Source organism: Spirochaetales bacterium, from assembly GCA_016930085.1.
Lineage (GTDB): Bacteria > Spirochaetota > Spirochaetia > SZUA-6 > JAFGRV01 > JAFGHO01.
In genome coordinates, this window is the sequence record JAFGHO010000049.1 from 43,879 (window position 1) to 62,339 (window position 18,461).

The following is an 18,461-nucleotide window of genomic DNA, read 5'->3' on the forward strand; positions in this document are numbered from 1 at the left end:
TATTATGAAAAATTCACTAAACAAAATTACAGCATACATCGTTACCATATGTTTCGCCTTTATGTCTCTCCCTGTATATTCCAATCCCGGGGAATCAGTATCTGCGAATACAACATTACAGGCCGCTATAGATATCACAGCAGAAAATAATGAGACCTATTCGGAATGGGTTTACCCTCAAAAAGCCGCTTTCCTGGAGTATGAAGGGGTCGGTTTGTTTCTTCCGGCGGGATCTGTAAAAAAACCCATTGAAATTACCATTGAAAAATTAAGCAGGGTAAACCTTCTTCCCGGGACAATGCGAAATTCTACCGCCGGTGCGGCGGGATTCCGCTTTGGACCTCATGGAACGGTTTTTCAAAGGGATATTTTTATAGGCATGCCTTATTCCCCAGAAATAGTGAATTCAAAAACAGCCCTATCAAATCTATTCACCTATTTTTTCAATGAAAAAATCAATCGATGGGAGAGACTAAACCGTATCTCCGTTGACAAAGATAAATTTCTTGTTACAAGCCGCACCAATCATTTCACCGATATGGTAAACACCACCCTGCAGTTGCCGGACCTGCCCCAGGGTATGGATTTTGATATCAATTCGATTAAGGACCTTAAAGCCGCCAATCCAATTGAAGGGATTCCGCAAATTCAAGGTCTTGAAGCCGATAATTCAGGGGCGGCTTCTTTTCAAATTCCTCTGCGGGTACCGCAAGGCCGCGGTGAAGCAACACCACATTTGGCTCTCAGCTACAACTCTGAATCGCAAAACGGCTGGCTTGGCCGGGGATTTGACATCAATTTTTCCCAGATAACAACTGATACCAAATTTGGCCTGCCAATTTATACGGACAGTGATACATATGTCCTGGACGGAGAGAACTTGGTCCTGTTTAGTGATTATGATGAACCGGACGTCTATCGACTCAGAAAAGAAGAATCCTTTCAGCAAATTCGGCATTATGAAAGAGACAATTACTGGACGGTAGCATCCAAAGACGGGAGTGTCAGAACCTATGGAACCGGCAATGGCTGGATTGGTCCCAACCGGTCCGACAGGAATCAAATCTACCAGTGGTATATTACACGGGAAGAAGACAATAACGGAAATAGTGTCGATTACTCCTACCGGTATGATGACGGCAACAGATATACGTATCTTAACCGCATCGATTATTCCGGATATTATTCCATTCGTTTTTTAGCCGACAATACATCCCGGCTTGACAGACGGATCGACAGCCGGGGACATTTTGCATCTAAAATGGTTGAACGACTTGACAGGATTGAGATTTATTACAATGACTCAAAACGTATCCGGGCTTATCAATTCAATTACCGCATCAATGAATTCGGCCAAAGCCAGTTGGAATCCTACACGGAAGAAGACGGAAACGGAAAGGATTTTTATACCTATGAATTCAATTATTTTGGTTTGAATGAAAGATCCGGTTCAACAACAGAAAATCCCCGATACGATGCCTTTAGTGAGGAAGAAAAATGGAGTGCATCTTCGAATGCAAATTTTCAGGGACTTGATCAAAAGGTTGCTGCTTCCATTGGCGGAAGCCTTTATGCCGGTGTACAAATCTGGGTTCCAAAAATATGGGGCAAAAAAACAATTGCCAGCTTCGGGGTACGGGGAGCCGTCGATACCGGATTCGATTTTTCCAAATCCACTCTCATGGACCTGAATGGTGACGGCCTTTCGGATATGGTTTGGAAAGACGTAGGTTTTCTCTATTATTATCCCAATCAATCCGGACCCTTTCAAGATTCCAATCACATGGGGTTTAATCTCGTTTCCGATCAATTAAGCAATGTTGGTACGTTAATGAACAAAGGAACCCAAAACAGTTTTTCTCTTGGAGTTACAGGGACGCTTCTTGGAGCCTCGCTGGGTATTTCCAAGATATTTTCCTGGAGTGAAGGGCAGAGTACTTTTGCTGATGTGGATGCCGACGGCTACATGGATATAGTGCAAATAAATCCAATCAATTCATCAGACTGGTTGAGAAATAATGGAAATGGTTCTTTTGAAGCAACTCGCTGGGAATTTGAAGGAGATGAAACCACTCAAACCGATATTGACGAAAATCAATTGAATGAATTCCAAAGAACCTATTATCGTCAGGACCCCTTAAGAAGGTGGAGTGTCTATTATCCCGGAAGGATAACTATAACCAATTCGGTCAGCCTGATTGACCCATCCGGGGGAAGCAGCGACGGGGTTTCTGCCGACACTTATTTGGGAAACAGTCCGTGGTCTATTGAACTGGGAAGCGGTCAGAGTTCCATAACACAGGAACGAAATTGGAATATCAATCAGGGAGACAAAATATATTTCCATCTCGACCCGGGAGACGACGAACGGGGCGACAGTGTTGAATGGGAGACAACCATAAAATATAATCGAATTGCGTATTTTAACGGTGCAACCGAGGGGGCCCTTTTTCTCCCCCCAAAATCAAACAACGGGGGATACCCTAAAAGTGACAATCGCTTCAGACCAATTTATGAACAGGAAGAAGGGACATCACATTATCTCCTTCGGAGTAATTGGGGCGATTATGCCACACCATCTGTCTATAAAGCCCTGGTTGAAAATTATTATTTTATTCCACAGGCTATTCCCGGAGATATTTTTAAAAAGATCTACAGTATGGCCGATATAGGCGGTCTTGCGATAGGTCCGAACTCAGAGAAGCCCAAGCTGTTGATGGGATATCCATATATCCCGGAAAAAGACCTGTATGTGCGCCGGGGCACTCATGCCGATGGTTTTATAACTAACCTGATTCGAACAATAAAGGAAGGAGGAAAACTTTCCGATACCGAACTCGATTCTATAACCTATTACAAGTCCTTTGATAACAGTGATGTTGGTGTATATACCGATGGAAACGGCAATACGTCCTACAGGCAGGCTCGAAGAACAGAACCGGCCGCGAGAATCAATACAGCGAGAACCGGTAATTATGGTGACCTTATTTATCAGAATTTTGATACTCCGGGTGAGTACAGAGAAATTTTACTTGACCGGGTGTACCACTCCGCTTCCCCCAACACGCTCCTCTATTCAATCTGGCTCAGTAATGAAACAGGGAACTGGTCGGTTTATGGAGAATATCCCGATCAAAGCCGGTTTCCACTTAACAGCCGGAATACCGGTGCATCGGGTGTTATTCTCAATGACGGTGGTCTGGAACGAAAGTACACCTTATCCGGCAAGTCCTTTTTACTGGAAGAGGTTTCATCATCACTGTATGAGCAAGCTGTGGAGCAGGAATATATGAATGGTGTGCAGCCTGCTGATTTCTCTGCCTTGGGCTTAATAGAAATCCCGGCTGCATTTTATAATGATATTTACGATAATGTAGCCACGGCGGATGAACGGACGCTTTTGGATACAGCCTTTGTTCCTGTAACTGTCAATGGCGCTGATGTATACAGTCTGGAGCAACAAGGGCTGAGTGATCCGGACCTGTTAACGATTCATCGGCTTTTTGACGATGCTACCATTGGTGACGGAATCACTTTTAACCAATTTCCGGATAATGAAAAAAGAATCATTTTGCTTTCTCAAGCCGAATATAATAGCATACGATCCTATTTCTCCGATGCTTTGTTTACTTCGTCTTTTAACAGACTGACTATTCCCGGAGCTACTGAAGATGATCCTGATACTTACTGGTATATTCCGAACAGTACTTCCGGATCCGGGGCATTATCCGATCTCTATTATTTAATGTATCGTGACTGGGAATTATTCCCTTATTATCGTGAATCAGGCGGCAACCGGATTTTAAGATCGAACCTGCCGGCCCATGTTCCCGAGGGTTGGAAAGATATTGTATCCGCACTCTGGCAAAACCGGGACTATTATTCCTGGGAAACGTTAACACTGACTATCGATATGGGCGCTAATGCCATACTGGATGTTGAAGACGGCTATACGTTACCATCCGGTAAAAAGTTTCCGGATATTGCGCCGGGAGTGAAAAATCTGCCGTCCGGATCTGAAGCCGGAAGAGTAACCTTTATCGCCTTAAACAACCAGAACCGGAGTCTTATTTATGAAGGCTATGTTCCTGTTTTCAACAGTACACGGGATTATGATACCCGGGATATGGTCGTTTATCCTGATGATATATTTCCCATGGAAGAAGTAGATGAGAACGCCAATCTCCCGGACCTGGAAGGAATTGACTTTGATGATTTTTCCGGCGGTAATATGGGATGGTTTTATAATATCTGGTGCGGATATCATCCCTTTAAGCGTGAGTTGATCGGAACCTATGTGAAACAAAATAAAGATGAGGAATATGTTATCCCCAATTACACTATCAGTGTTGTCATTAATCGGAATCCCGATCCTGAATCCAATGATTATAATCAAATTCTTATCAGTGAAACAGGGGTACCTCCGGATACCACAGAAATCAGCCGGGACGCCTGGATCGGCGAGATTTCAAGTTATTCCAAACCGGAGCTGGATGATAATGGAAATAATACCAATCTGGAGGTGATGTTTGCCCCATTTATTTATGAAAGCGTTATGAGTCCCTGCAGAAAGGGTGGTGATGCTTTTTACAATGTGCCTAAAGGCAGTTCTGCATTTAGTGGAGGAAATTTATCCACTATCAATAGAAGTAAAAGTGATGCCACTGATGTGAATGGCGGACTTCAAGTTGGTCCTGTCAGTGGTAATTTTAGCCGGAATGATGGGACCTCCTGGCAATACGCCGGGCTTATGGACTTGAACGGGGACCGTTACCCGGATATTCTCATTGAACCCCAGGATGGGGGGGAAAATGCACAGTATATTAGCGGATATAAAGGAAAATTCACAAATTCCGGGACTGTTAAACTTCTTTTTGACCGGATGAGTGAATACGATAACCTGACTTTTGGTTTTGGTGCCACTGCAGGCGGGGGTTCGGCCGGGATGACATGTTATATGAGCGACAAAGCAAGGTTCAAATTAAGTTTAATGAATCAGGGCGATGATGATAATCAAGGAGGAGGGGCAAGTGGTAGCGCAGGTTTAAATGGAACCCTGGGTCAGGGAATTCAAACCTGTGGATTAATGGATATTAATGGGGACGGATTGCCGGACCATATTTCCCGTAATGGGACAGGGGATTTTTCCGTCATACTGAATACGGGAATGGAAACAGACTGGGAATCTGCTACCTGGAGCGGGGGTATGGATACCGATCTGGCTGATTGGTCATATTCCCAGAATGATGATAGTGCATTCAGGATTGCCTGCGAATCTGCCGGTTTATCGTATAATAATAACGGGAGTTACGGGGCCACTGCCTCGTTAGGAATTCAAAATTTTGGCGTCAATGCCGGCTATACAGGCAATTGTGATAAAACCGCTTTTCGATTAGAAGATGTGAATGGCGACGGACTATTGGACCAGGTAGGCAAAGACCCTGATGAAGCTTTTTTCAGGGTCCGTTTTAACCTGGGAGATACTTTTAGTACGCAGACAACCTGCCTTTACCGGCCTCCCTGGAATGTCACCAATATTAGTGAGTTGTTATACGACGCAATAATGGAAGACCTTTCTCTTATCGGGTCCCAGATGAGGGGACTGACACTGGCGGGAGCTTCCCTGGGGATTCCGGTGGTTTCAGATATATCCAGGATAGGGAATCAGTTTTTGGAAGCCATTAATCCTTTTGGCGTTGATGATGTGCTGGATTATTCATCAGGCGTTTCCATCAATCTTGGGGCGGATGTCACCTTTGAGTGGAACTGGTTTTTAATTGCCCTGGTCCTGACACCGGGAGTGAATGGTACGTATGCCACAACCACTACCTCGCTTCAATTTACCGACATTAATGGCGACGGGCTGCCAGATCATGTGATGAAATTACCGCGTGAAGATTTTGTGCGGGTTAAAACCAATATCATGGGCAAAGTCGGGCTTCTTCACGACATTACCCTGCCTTTTGGAGGAACTATCAGTCTTGATTATCAGGAACAGGGAAATACTGAAGACATGCCCCAAAGGAAATGGGTTCTTTCTCAAATGATTCAGGATGATGGACGAAGCGGCCAGGCTCCGGCCGGAACCATTCACACGTATACAACCCGGTTCGAATATGAAAACGGAAAATATCATCGTGCACAAAGAGAATTCCTCGGTTTTCAGGTTGTCCGGACTATTTTTGGTGATTCAAGCTCCATCGAAAGAATTTATTCCATTAAGGATGTTTATGACAAGGGCCTGGTTCTTTGGGAAACATTCGTTTCTTCCACCGGTTCCACACTAAAAGAGACATTTAACACGTATGAGGAAGTGACCAATGACGGTCTGGATAACAAGATATCCCAGTTCAATGCCCTGGTAAAGCAGAAGAATCGGATCGTTGATCCGACCGGAAGTAATGATATTGAAACGCAATTGCTTTTTCAGTATTCCGAAAATGGCAACATTACCCGGCTTGACGATAGCGGGTCCACTCATCATACCGATGACGATTATTACCTTACTATTGAATATGCCAGCGATTTAAACGGATATCGTCCGGGTTATCCATCGGCTATGGAGGTTTTTCACGGCACAGATCTCATCCGTAAACGGGAAGGTGATTACTATGGCAATGGCAACCTGAAAAATCTCAGGCTTTATGTTACGGATGATGATTATTATGAATATAAATTTGAATATGATGATTATGGAAATACCACTTATAAAATAAATCCAAGCGGACTCACAACCAAATATACCTATGACGGCCAGGTCCATCAATTTCTAACACAAATCGATGTTTATAAATCATCTATCTCAACCGGCTACACATCCTCTATGACCTGGGATTATCCCACCCAAACCAATCTCACGCGAACAGACCAGAACAACCAGACGGAAACCCGGACATATGATTCCCATGGCCGTCTTAAAGAAATATTCAGTCCTTATGATGTGGTCGGTGAAACACCTGCCGTGTCCTTTGATTATCCGGAACTTGATGCCGCCCTGTTATACTCGGTGACGCAAAACAAACTGCGATTCGATCCATATGACAGCCAGGCTATGACAACCCTCACTTATTGCGACGGTCTGGGACGCATTATACAGACGGCCAAGCAAGGGGAAACCGGCTATGGTTCCGGCCGGGTGACCGGATGGAATGTCTCCGGCTCATTGATTTTCGATGCAAAGGGCCGGACCGTGCAGGAAGGCCAGAATCTTTTTGTCCCGGGTTCCGTGTATCCCGGCATCCAGGAACTCGTCCGTCCAACCACCATCACCTACGACCAATTGGACCGGGTGATCCGAAAAAAATTACCCGACGGCAGTGAAATAACCGTAGAATATCTTTTTCAGGATAATATGCAACTGGTCAGAACAACCGACCCTCTGGACAATATTACCGATAGCCTTACAAATGCAAAAGAAAAAATCATATCGATTCAAAAACTGAACCAGTCACATAAAATTCTCACATCGGCCCAATATCACTATGACGCCCTCGGACGCCTGACTGAAGCACTGGATCATCAAGGTAATCCTGTTCGTATCACTTATGATATGCAGGGCAACAGAACCAGTCTCTACAGTCATGATACAGGCCTTACGGAATATTTCTATAACAATTTCGGATTATTAAGTCGTAAAATCGATGCGAATTTAAGGCATTCTGGAAAAGCCATAGATTATTCTTATGATGATTTCGAACGCCTGGACACGATCGATTATCCCTCAAAGCAAAGTTTCGAGGACACGGTCTATCATTATGGTGCTCCGGGGGCTCCCAACAACACCGCAGGCCGGCTGGTTTCTATGACTTATTATGCGGGCAGCACCAGCTATGAATACGGGGCATTAGGTGAAACCACATCCATGACCCGCAGTATTCAACGGCAAACCGCTGCCGGTGAAATCAAGACGGCAACCATCGGCTTTACATACGATTACCTGGGACGTATGGAGACCATTGATTTTCCGGACGGAGAGGTATTAACCTATCAATACGATACCGGCGGACAGGTAAAAAGTGCGAGCGGAACAAGGGGAACCCTGACCACCCACTATGTCCGGGAAATCGGGTATGATGAATACGGTCAGCGAATTTACATTCAACTGGGAAACATGACAGAGACATATTACACCTATGATGAAAACCGGCGCTGGCTGAATAGTATTCTCACAAAGGATGCATACGGCAATAAACTTCAAAATATAAGCTACCAATTCAATGATGTTGGAAATATTCTGGGGTTCGATAATACATCGGACACCTATACAACGTCCGTGACTTACAATTATGATGACCTTTACCAGCTAACCCGGTCGGAAGGGGTTCATACTGAAAACCCCTTTGGTTCAGGTGGTTCTGTTGCCTATAAAAGTGAAAATGAGCAGGTCTTTGCCTATGATTCCATCGGTAATGTAATCAGTAAGGCTTCACAGATCGTAAACAAACCCCAGGTAAGCCAGGGAGACGGACTCAATTATGCCCTGGATTATAAATACTACAGTGATAAACCGCATCAACCGGAACGGATCGGCAATATCTGGTATCTCTATGACCTGAACGGTAATGTGGTGGAAGAACGGGAAGGCGGTCATTCTACCGGTGGATGGACCAGCGGAGGTTATCATCTCACCATAGAGGATTCCATTTATAAGGTGGATTACGGCTTTGGCCTGGAACGGACCCAAACCCAGGGGAATGAGGACGATGTCTATATGCGGTATTACTCATGGGATGAGGAAAACAGGCTTATCGAGACCGTAGAAGAGGATATCTGGGTCACTTATTGTTATGATCCTTCCGGTCAGCGAACGGTTAAATATATCGAAGGCGGAGAAACCTTGTATTTTGACAGTCTGTGGAGTATTACCGAAGACTATCCTGATTTCCGCCAATCCAAACATATTTATGTGGGAGAAAGCCGCCTAGCTACCAAGATGACCATTGAAGATGATACCGGTATATACTATGAAAAGGCCAATACTTATTATTACCATACCGACCACCTGGGAAGCGCCCAATATATAACAGATCCCGACGGAGAGGTCTTCGAGCACCTGGAATATACCCCCCACGGCGAATTGTGGATAGAGGAGTTTGCCGAATCCAGCGGCAAGATCCGCTTCCGCTTTACCGGCAAGGAGCTGGACGAGGAAACGGGCAATTATTACATGGGTGCCCGATACCTGGACCCCAAGCGGGTCAGGTGGATCTCTGCCGACCCTGCGGGAAGCGAACTGCTCGATCCGAACCGGGAGGATTTCAATTTTCTGGAATCCCTCAACTGGTATGTGTATTGTGATAACAATCCGGTTATATACAGGGATCCGAATGGGTTGGCCAAAGGTGATACTTTAAATAAATTTAATTTTGTGGCAATAAGAGACTATAAATTTAAGAAAAAACAGGGTACATATATAAATCCTAAAACTGGTAAACAGAAAAATTATAATATCATAAAAATCCCCGAACATACTCAAATTCCAGGCACCGGATCGGAAACTCAAGCACCCATCTATTTTAGAGAACATGGAAAACCCAAGCATCGTGAAATGATGCTTGAAAAATGTCTGGAAATGGCAGAGAGTGGAAAATACAAAGCGGTATATGCAGATTTTGCATTAAGAGATGTCGGTTTTGATGCCAGGTATACATACAGCAGGAAAGAACCTGATATTATTGGTATTACAAATGAGGGAAAATTTCATACATGGGAAGTAGCAAGTCAATCACAAACACCACCACGAACTTCGAGAAATAGGCTTAAAGAATGGTATCACAGAAGATTGATTTATAAAGTTGAAAAAATTATCGATACCGGCAAGGTAGAAAGGGGTGGTATCCTTTATCCTTATTAGAAAATGAATAATTTATTATGAATAAAAGACGCCATGGAGAACAACATTAGTACCCCCATAAACCAGCCCGATTTATACTATTTGGGTAGCTTATTTCTGCGGAATATTTTTAAAATCCAGTTCAAAAATCGCAGGAAATGAGTCCCACATAGCATTGCGCGATAAGCAGCGCGTCGAGAATATCGACGGAGCCGCTTCCGTTCACGTCGGCGCAGGGCGGCGTAAACAGCCCGATAACGCCCACGTAGGTCTGCGCGACGATCAACGCGTCGGCAATGGTGATTTCGCCGTCTTCATTGGCGTCCCCGTAAATCCCGCTCGGGCAGTCGGGGTCGGTCGTCGGTAAAGCGGCCGGGGACGGGGATTGAGTCGGCGAATCGCTGACCGTGAACTCTTTCATGTTGCTCGTCCCGGCGGATGTGACGACGTACACGAGATACACGCCGTCGGACACCATGCGCGAAGGTGAGGCGCACGGGGGGTCCGAATAGTAACACTCCGGATTCACCGCCTGAGGCACGTCAAAGAGAAGCTTGAGCCCGTCCGGGGAGGAGGCGGTAATCCGCGCCTCATAAAGCATACTCATCAGCGCGTCCCGGAAATAAATCACATTGCCGGAAGAAAGAAATCCCGTTCCGGTAATCGTCACCTCCGTACCGACCGGTCCGCTTTCCGGACTGATGGATGTGATTGCGGGTGCCTGTGCATACAGCGGAACTGCAAACACACACAGGATACTCAAAAAAAGATACGTTTTCCTTTTCATTTTGCTTTTTTCCTTTCATATAATCCGGGTATTCGCGCAAGCCTCGTGCAAACATCGATGTCAATAAAACCGTGTTTCGCATTCGGCGGCGGAGTTTTGTAATACCGGCGCAACAATCATGAATCAACCATACTCCTGATACGGTACTGACTTCTTTGCAGCACATACTGCTATTTTTTCAAGTGCCCTATTCTACACATTTTTTTTCAAAAAAAAATCGGCTTTTGGATGAAATACCGCTAAGTGATTCGACCTATGAAAAATATCGTAATTCCCATGTTCCCGGGAAGGGCTATCGCAGGTAATTGGGGGCAAAACAAAAACGACATATCGGCCCGATGAAAAAACGTCCATAGCTATCCGCACGGACGACCATTTGTTTCTTTTCGTCTATAATTGATGGAAAAATAATCTGGCGGAAAGGAAACAATGCTATGTGTAAAAAAAATGATACATTATTATCAATGGCTTTCGTATTATTTTTTCTGCTTTTCCTGTGTACCGGAAATACCATGGTTTTGGCGCAGGTATCGACACCCAGTCCCACCCCCGTCCCCGCCGTTACCTGTCAGCCGTGTATATTCAATGCAAGCGGGTATGTGAGAAGCAGTACCACAAACGCGGGGATAAGCGGCGCCTCCATTACGGCGGTTGGCAGTATGGGAACAAGGAGTACGACGACGGACAGTACCGGGTATTACAGTCTGAATGTCGCCAATTGCATGTCCGGCGATAATGTCGATTTTACGATAACTGCGCCGGGATATGAAGACCTTATCACCGGGCGGGGGGTTCTGTGCTCTTCCACCATCGATTTCCTGATGGACCCGGTAACCCAGGAAACGACACCCGATCCGACTCCCGTCAATACCCCCGGCAAAACCTGCGCGCCCTGTATATTCGAGGCAAGCGGGTATGTACGAAGCAGTACGACAAACCTGGGAATAAGCGGCGCTTCACTCACCGGTGTCGCGGACCTTGGAACGACAAACACGACAACGGACAGCACAGGGTTCTACCGGCTGCGTGTTTACAACTGTATGCCCGGCGATATCGTCGATTTTACGATAACCGCGCCCGGGTATGCGGATCTCATTACCAGCCTGGGGGTTCAATGCTCTTCCACCATCGATTTCCTGATGGACCCGATAAGCCAGGATTCGGCCGGGGATGTCTGGTTTGTTCCGGAACACAAGACCCATACCATGCTCGACCTCACCTATTTCGGCGACACCATACCGATCGATCCGTCACTGATTCCAATCGCCATTATCGGTCCCTATACTTTTACAAATGAAGTCCTTATAAACAGCGGAAATCAGGTTCTTGGTGAATACGAATTTACCATTACCTTTGACAGTTCCGTAGCCGTCATAAATACAAACGAGGGAACGAACGGCGTCACGGCGGGTGCGGATGGATTCGTGAGTGCGGTCCATACGGAAACCACGGGCGAGCTTTCGGTGAGCGGATTCGATGCAACAGGAAAGGGTCCGGGTTCGACGTTACATGTCCTTACCATTCACTGGCTTGCCAGGTCGTACAGCGGGACGACAACCCTCCACATTGGTGTGACAACGTTAACGGATACAAGCTCAAACAGTATAGGCGCTCCGCGGGGACATGACGGCTCGATCGAGATTGTCACTGTTTCCTGCACCCTTACAGGCGATGTCGACAACAGCGGGAGGATCGATATCGTCGATGCCCTTATGCTGGCGCAGTATTATGTCGGTCTGAATCCACCGGGAATCGATCTCGTATGCGGGGACGTTAATCACTCGGGTACAATAAATATAGTCGATGCCCTTTTAATTGCACAATATTACGTCGGGCTTATATCAAGTTTCCCGTAAGACACGATTCCGATGTTGACAATATTGCCGATCGTCCGCAATTCCTGATGAAGCAAAAATGCCGTTGGATGTAATTATTTGTCCAGGTTATAATATATTTTTTACCGTCCGGATATTGCACTTTTTTTAAAACAAGTTATAATGGTAAAAAGGTTTTTTTTGAAACTTTTTCAACAGGAAGACCCCCGGCAGCCTGTTTCGGCGGCACCGGGGGCAGGTCCGGGACGGCACTTGGCTATGGGAACCCGTTACGCAATCCCTTTTAAAATAATGGTAAATGTGGAAAGGGGAGGTGTGCGTTTTTGGCTTTTCGGGTGACGATGTCCGTAAGATAGGAATATGGTTTGTCTGTGGTAGTGCCGCAGCGAGGAAGCGGATGGGAAAGAGAGGGTTGTTTTAGCGGGATTGATGCGACGGAAGGGATGGAAAGAAAACAGGGGCTGTTGCGTGCCTGTTGTTGTCGAGGATTTTCGGCGCGTTTGGTTTTAAGACAGAGTGCGGGGCTGTCATCCAAAAAGTTGACATTATTTTCGTCAAATGCCGGATAGCAGGTTAATTCCTTATGTATATAGTATTTGTTTGGTGTTATTTTTTTATACGATAATTACACGTGAAATTAGTTATAAATCCTTACGGAATATTCTAATTTGGCTTGTTTGCATTGTCGAGAAATTTATATAACGCTTTTCCCGCCAGACGAAATCGTATTTATCAGGAGGTACTGCAACTGAACACACTCGAAAATGATTCTCTTATATTCGGCTTGAATAAAAACTCTACTATAAACGACCTAAAACAGTCGTATCGATTATTATTGAAGAAATACCATCCTGACTTACATGCCGGTAACAGGGAGTATGATCTTAAAATACTCGGTATCATCAATGCATATCATAGATTGCTGAAACAATTTTCAAACGCTTCCGAAAACAGCACCGGACCTGATTCAACCGACATTAAAAATACTTCCGATACCGGCCTGGTAAAGCATAAAGATCCGGCATATGCCTATTATAAAAAGGGAATTGCTTATTATAACAAATTATTTTCCATTGATCCGCTCGACTGGCTTAAATTGCGAAAGGCGGAAATGAACCGCAAACGAAATCAATCGAGCGGCAATAACAATCAAACACTATTGACAATAGAGGAATTGCTTCATAATACAAGCAGAGGAATATATTATTTTACTATCGTTACCACATATTATCCGCAATCCGCATGGGCGTCAGATTCAACAGAAAAGATAAATTACCTGAACAGGAATTTGAAAGAATATCTGAAAACAAAGAATTATTTGACAAATAAAAATGCCGATTAACCCGAATGATTTTTTATACTGTTGAGATGGCTTATTATACCACTTTCAAAAAACCCGGCAGTACCTGAATTTGTTCGGTACTATGATAGAAAAGGAGGATAAACTCCCGGCTCCGGCAGCCCCGGACCGTTATATCACATTAATCGTATAAAAGGAGTACTTATATTTGGCTATGATCCGATACGGCCGTTGACGGCATCGGAAAATGATGCCGTCACCTATTTTACCGCCCGCGACTTGCTGGAACAGAAGGTTCACCCGGTAATTTCCCTCCGGGAACTTCCCGAAGTCAATAAAATACTGAATAAACAGACAAACGGCGGTTTCTGGAGCATCAGGAAAAAGACGGATTGTGGAAGATATCATATTCGAATATACACAGGAATACGCACACATCGAAAACCGAAGAAGCGCAGTTATGGATTACATTGGTAATTTGAAAAATATTGAAAAGAATTTTGCCGGTTTTATGACTGATAGGAAAACACCAGTGTTGGCCGTTCATTACTACATCAATAAATACAGTATAACCATTATACTCCTTTTGGGAGAAAGATCTGAATGATGAATTTTAAAGAAATTTCTTGGTTCAAAGCTGTTTTTATGATATACTTGTCTGTCATCATATATGTAAAAGGTAATATAAATATAAAAATGAAAGGATAAAAGCATGAAACGTGAGAAATTTAAGGTAAAAACAGTATGTATAATGTTCATTGTGCTTGTATTGTGTGCGGGACAGGTTTTCTCGCAGCAATGCGGAGACGTCAATGCAAGCGGAAGTATCGATATTGTCGACGCACTCATTATCGCCCAGGCTTATGTGGGATTAAATCCGGCAAATTATGATTCCTCGGTAGCGGACGTGAATGCGAGCGGCGGTATCGATATTGTGGATGCCCTTTTAGTGGCGCAATACTACGTCGGTCTTGCTTCTTCACTCAACTGCGGCACCCAGACAGCGGTTCCCACAGATCCTCCATCCGTTACAAATCCTCCGTCTATTACGGATCCTCCGTCTATTACGGATCCTCCGTCCGTCACAAATCCTCCGGGGGGGAACGTCGATTGCTCCAAATCAACGACATGGTCCGCCGAAACGACCTACGAAGGCTCAGGAGCGAGAGTGATCTATAACGGCAATTTGTATGAACAGAAGTGGTATACGGTAAATGAAAATCCGGAGGAGTATTCGGGAGATGAGTACGCCTGGAAATTGATCGGCGCATGCGATCCCAACACTGTGCCGCCACCTGTCAATCCCATACCGGGGGCCAACGGGTATGCCACCCGTTATTGGGACTGCTGTAAACCTCATTGCAGCTGGCCTAATAATCTTCCGGATGTTATGCCTCCAATGCAGACCTGTGCCAAAGACGGTGTAACCGAACAATCAGATCCTCTTTTGAACAGCTCATGTGGTGCCAATGGGCCTGCATACACGTGTTTTAAATTAATACCGTGGGCTGTCAATTCCAATCTTTCCTATGGGTTTGCGGCGACCAGCAGCGGAGATATCTGCGGGAGATGCTTTGAACTGGAGTTTACCGGAGAAGGCCATTATGGATATAGTCCCGGTGCAGTGGCTATTAAAGGAAAGAAAATGATTGTCATGGCTATCAATATCGGGTACGATGTTGCCGGCGGCCAGGTTGATATTTTGATCCCCGGCGGCGGCGTCGGTGCCTTTGATGCCTGTTCGACTCAATGGGGCGTATCAAAATCCGAAATGGGGGCTCAATACGGCGGATTATTATCTGCATGTCAGGAGCAATACGGTTATCAGGATCTTGCCGCTCTGAAAAATTGTCTGAAATCCAAAAATGATGCGTTGTTTCGAAGCAGGGGATTGACCCAAATGGCCGAAGGTCTTGACTGGTTTATCGACTGGTATCAGGCCGCCGATAATCCCAATATCATTACAAGAGAAGTATCGTGTCCCGTTGAATTGGAAACGTTATCAGGTATGCAGCGGCCGTAATGCCGGCCGCAACCGGGTATTACGAGACTGTCGAATTTATTATTTTGAAGCCCGTCTCTCCCGGGCCAACGCTTTAAGAATTTGCGTTAAGAAAATTTCTCACAGGTCGCACAGAGGAAGATATTTATTTCTCTTCCCCTGTGTTCTCCGCGAGCTTTGTGAGAAACCTTAAAGAAATTAATATTGTATCTTACCAAGCACACCAGAAGACACAGAGGAAGAATAGTTGTCCTCTTCCACCGGGTTACAACATTCTTTTTACCGTTCGGGTATTGCGTTTTTATATTGAAGCTTTTTCCGCAGAAAGGCTTCCGGTAGCCTGTTTCAGCGGCGCCGGGGTCAGACCGGGACAGGACGCAGAGACGGGGACTCGTGAAGCAATCTCTTCGAAAAAGTCGATAAATAGGATAAGGGGTTATTTGCGCGTTTTGACGGCAGGTGACTGTCGGTGTGCGTTACGTGTAAAAAAAGAATCTGGAAGGGATCAACAGGATGTATGAAAGATCAAAACAAGGAATTTTGCAGAAAATTATTGGTTCAAATCCATTTCTATGATATACTGGTATGGAATCGCATATTTATAAAGAAACATAAATATAATAGAAAGGATAAAAAACATGAAAAGGGAGAATGTTAAGGTAAAAACAGCATGTATTATTTCAATTGTGCTTGTATTGTGCGCGGGACAGGTTTTCTCGCAAGAATGCGGAGATGTCAATGCAAGCGGAGATATCAATATCGTCGATGCACTCCTTGTCGCCCAGGCATATGTGGGATTAAATCCTGCGAATTACAATTCCTCGGTAGCGGACGTGAATGGGGACGGCGGCGTTAATATTGTGGATGCGCTTTTAATCGCACAATATTACGTTGGTCTTGTTTCTTCATTACCCGACTGCGGCGGGGGGACGCCGGCACCGACGGCAGGTACCGGAGAAACACCGGATCCCAATCGTACCCAGGCGCCGTATCCCGCCGTCGACGCTTCCTCGTGCGGAGGCTGGGTGCTAAAAGACAACGTATGCACCGCCCGGTACTGCAGCAACGACTTGTCCTCGCAGGACTGCGGCGGCTGCGGAGGAAACACCGGAGCCCTGTGCGAGGTGGTGAGTTCCAAGGCGGCCGTCTCCGGTTCGTGGCCGCCGGTCACGTCGGTGAGCAACAATGAGCCCTGGCACTACTCCCGTTCGACGAACTTCGGGATAACCCTGGCCGGCGCGTGCCAGTTCGGAATATATAATGTCTGCTCAACGGCAATCAAATCCGGAGACAAATATTATCAGTCGGAATGCCAGGCCTTTTGCTCGGCATACCCGGACCTTTGCGCCGAGCCCCCCGGTAATACCTTCCGTGGGAACTGGGCGGCGCCGCAAGGCAACTACTACACCCAGTACTGGCCGACTCTTTCCGGCGACCTCGACAATTATCTGAGCTGCGGTGAGTGTTTCGAAGTCAAGCTCGTCAAGAAAGACGGCACCGATTATCAAACCGGTGAGTCCGGCTATACACCACCGATCACCCTTGTCATCAATGACTCCTGTCCTTGCGCGCCCAATGCGAAATGGTGCTGCGGCGCGGGGCGTAATCACTGCTACGAAGTCGATGATTTCAAATACGGCTGTCCCATGCCCGGAGGAGACCTTCCGACAGACCGCGATCCCAGTCCCGAAGAGAGTATCCACCTCGATCTTGGCGCTATCGCCATGGCCCGTTTACAATCAGGCAATGCCAATGGAGAGATAATAGACGGCGTTGTCCCCATTAAATACCGGCGCGTGCCGTGCCCTGCGGTGGGCAACGTGCATATCCAGATGTTCAAGGGGGCATCCGAATACTGGTTCGGGCTTTCCGTTGTCAACGTCGCCGGTCTGGGATCAGTCACGATTGTCGAAGCGCAGCTTGCATCCGGTGAATGGGTGGCATTGAATCGCGATCAAAACTACACGAGTTCACGGCCGCAGGAGCGGGCCGGCACCTGGGTTGTCCCGCAAGGAGCCGGTCCTTTCGAACTTCCCGTTTCCCTGCGTTTTACCGACCCGTCGGGCACCACCCTCGTGGCCAACGATGCGATCAAGGCCTGGACGAATTCGAGTATGGAGAATATGTACTTCATCGACACGGGCGTGCAGTTCTGATGCCTGTCTCTATCGCCGGCACACGGTCTTAAGGGGAGAAACGACGCTATAGATCAGGTAATCACTGGTGATTACTGATTTTGTCCGGAATTTACATTAATAAAATTTCTCACGAGGCGCGCGGAGAAAGATGTTCAATTCTCTTCCTCCGTGTCCTTTTTGTACTCCGTGTGATACAATATTAATTTCTTTATGGTTTCTCACGAAACTCGCAGAGGATAGAGAGGAAGAATAGCTATTCTTTTCAACCATCCGGGTATTGCGCTTTTTTTGAGACTTTTTCAACAGAAAGGCTTCCGGCGGCGCCGGGAACAGTATATTCGAACCCGTCATGTTTATTTGATACAATACGAGCAGATCCGCGGAGGTATTGAAGATTTCACTTGATGAGCATATTCCAGGTGTTCCGCCGAATACGTATCTTGCACGGGCAATGAACTATACCCTGAACGAGTGGGATCATTTATACTGACAATTAATTAAATTGTCAGTATTTCCGATTGTAATGAGTTTGTCAGTTTCTTTTATTATAACGAATTAGATGGAATA

At 45.8% G+C, this 18,461-nt stretch carries 7 protein-coding genes; 6 read left to right on the forward strand and 1 reads right to left on the reverse strand.

Annotation, left to right across the window (positions count from 1 at the left end; genetic code table 11):
• The first annotated feature begins 4 nt into the window (after positions 1 to 4).
• Positions 5 to 9,853 carry a hypothetical protein gene (locus tag JW881_08080; GenBank protein MBN1697457.1) on the forward strand — a complete coding sequence of 3,283 codons (9,849 nt, stop codon included), beginning with the start codon at positions 5 to 7 and terminating at the stop codon, positions 9,851 to 9,853.
• Positions 9,854 to 9,974: 121 nt separating this feature from the next.
• Here the strand turns inward: JW881_08080 and JW881_08085 are convergent, their stop codons facing one another.
• A complete protein-coding gene (locus JW881_08085; protein ID MBN1697458.1) occupies positions 9,975 to 10,619 on the reverse strand; it encodes an IPT/TIG domain-containing protein in 645 nt (214 codons plus the stop codon).
• A gap of 434 nt (positions 10,620 to 11,053) precedes the next feature.
• On the opposite strand from JW881_08085, the gene JW881_08090 reads away from it, so the two are divergent.
• The 5 genes from JW881_08090 (at position 11,054) to JW881_08110 (ending at position 17,912) form a co-directional block, all read left to right on the forward strand.
• On the forward strand, positions 11,054 to 12,475 hold the full coding sequence (locus JW881_08090) for a carboxypeptidase regulatory-like domain-containing protein (protein ID MBN1697459.1): 1,422 nt from the start codon (positions 11,054 to 11,056) through the stop codon (positions 12,473 to 12,475).
• Positions 12,476 to 13,136: 661 nt separating this feature from the next.
• Entirely contained in the window at positions 13,137 to 13,796 is a 660-nt protein-coding gene (locus JW881_08095) for a DnaJ domain-containing protein (GenBank protein MBN1697460.1), read from the forward strand.
• A gap of 352 nt (positions 13,797 to 14,148) precedes the next feature.
• Positions 14,149 to 14,361: a hypothetical protein gene (locus tag JW881_08100; protein MBN1697461.1), complete on the forward strand. Its 213-nt coding sequence runs from the start codon at positions 14,149 to 14,151 to the stop codon at positions 14,359 to 14,361.
• A gap of 105 nt (positions 14,362 to 14,466) precedes the next feature.
• On the forward strand, positions 14,467 to 15,777 hold the full coding sequence (locus JW881_08105; GenBank protein ID MBN1697462.1) for a hypothetical protein: 1,311 nt from the start codon (positions 14,467 to 14,469) through the stop codon (positions 15,775 to 15,777).
• Between the two features lie 617 nt (positions 15,778 to 16,394).
• Positions 16,395 to 17,912 carry a hypothetical protein gene (locus JW881_08110; GenBank protein MBN1697463.1) on the forward strand — a complete coding sequence of 506 codons (1,518 nt, stop codon included), beginning with the start codon at positions 16,395 to 16,397 and terminating at the stop codon, positions 17,910 to 17,912.
• The last annotated feature ends 549 nt before the right edge of the window (positions 17,913 to 18,461 follow it).

Bases quoted from the DNA above. Each gene is read 5' to 3' on its own strand.
- JW881_08080 (MBN1697457.1), top strand. From the start codon at position 5: ATGAAAAATTCACTAAACAAAATTACAGCATACATCGTTACCATATGT.
- JW881_08085 (MBN1697458.1), bottom strand. From the start codon at position 10,619: ATGAAAAGGAAAACGTATCTTTTTTTGAGTATCCTGTGTGTGTTTGCA.
- JW881_08090 (MBN1697459.1), top strand. From the start codon at position 11,054: ATGTGTAAAAAAAATGATACATTATTATCAATGGCTTTCGTATTATTT.
- JW881_08105 (MBN1697462.1), top strand. From the start codon at position 14,467: ATGAAACGTGAGAAATTTAAGGTAAAAACAGTATGTATAATGTTCATT.
- JW881_08110 (MBN1697463.1), top strand. From the start codon at position 16,395: ATGAAAAGGGAGAATGTTAAGGTAAAAACAGCATGTATTATTTCAATT.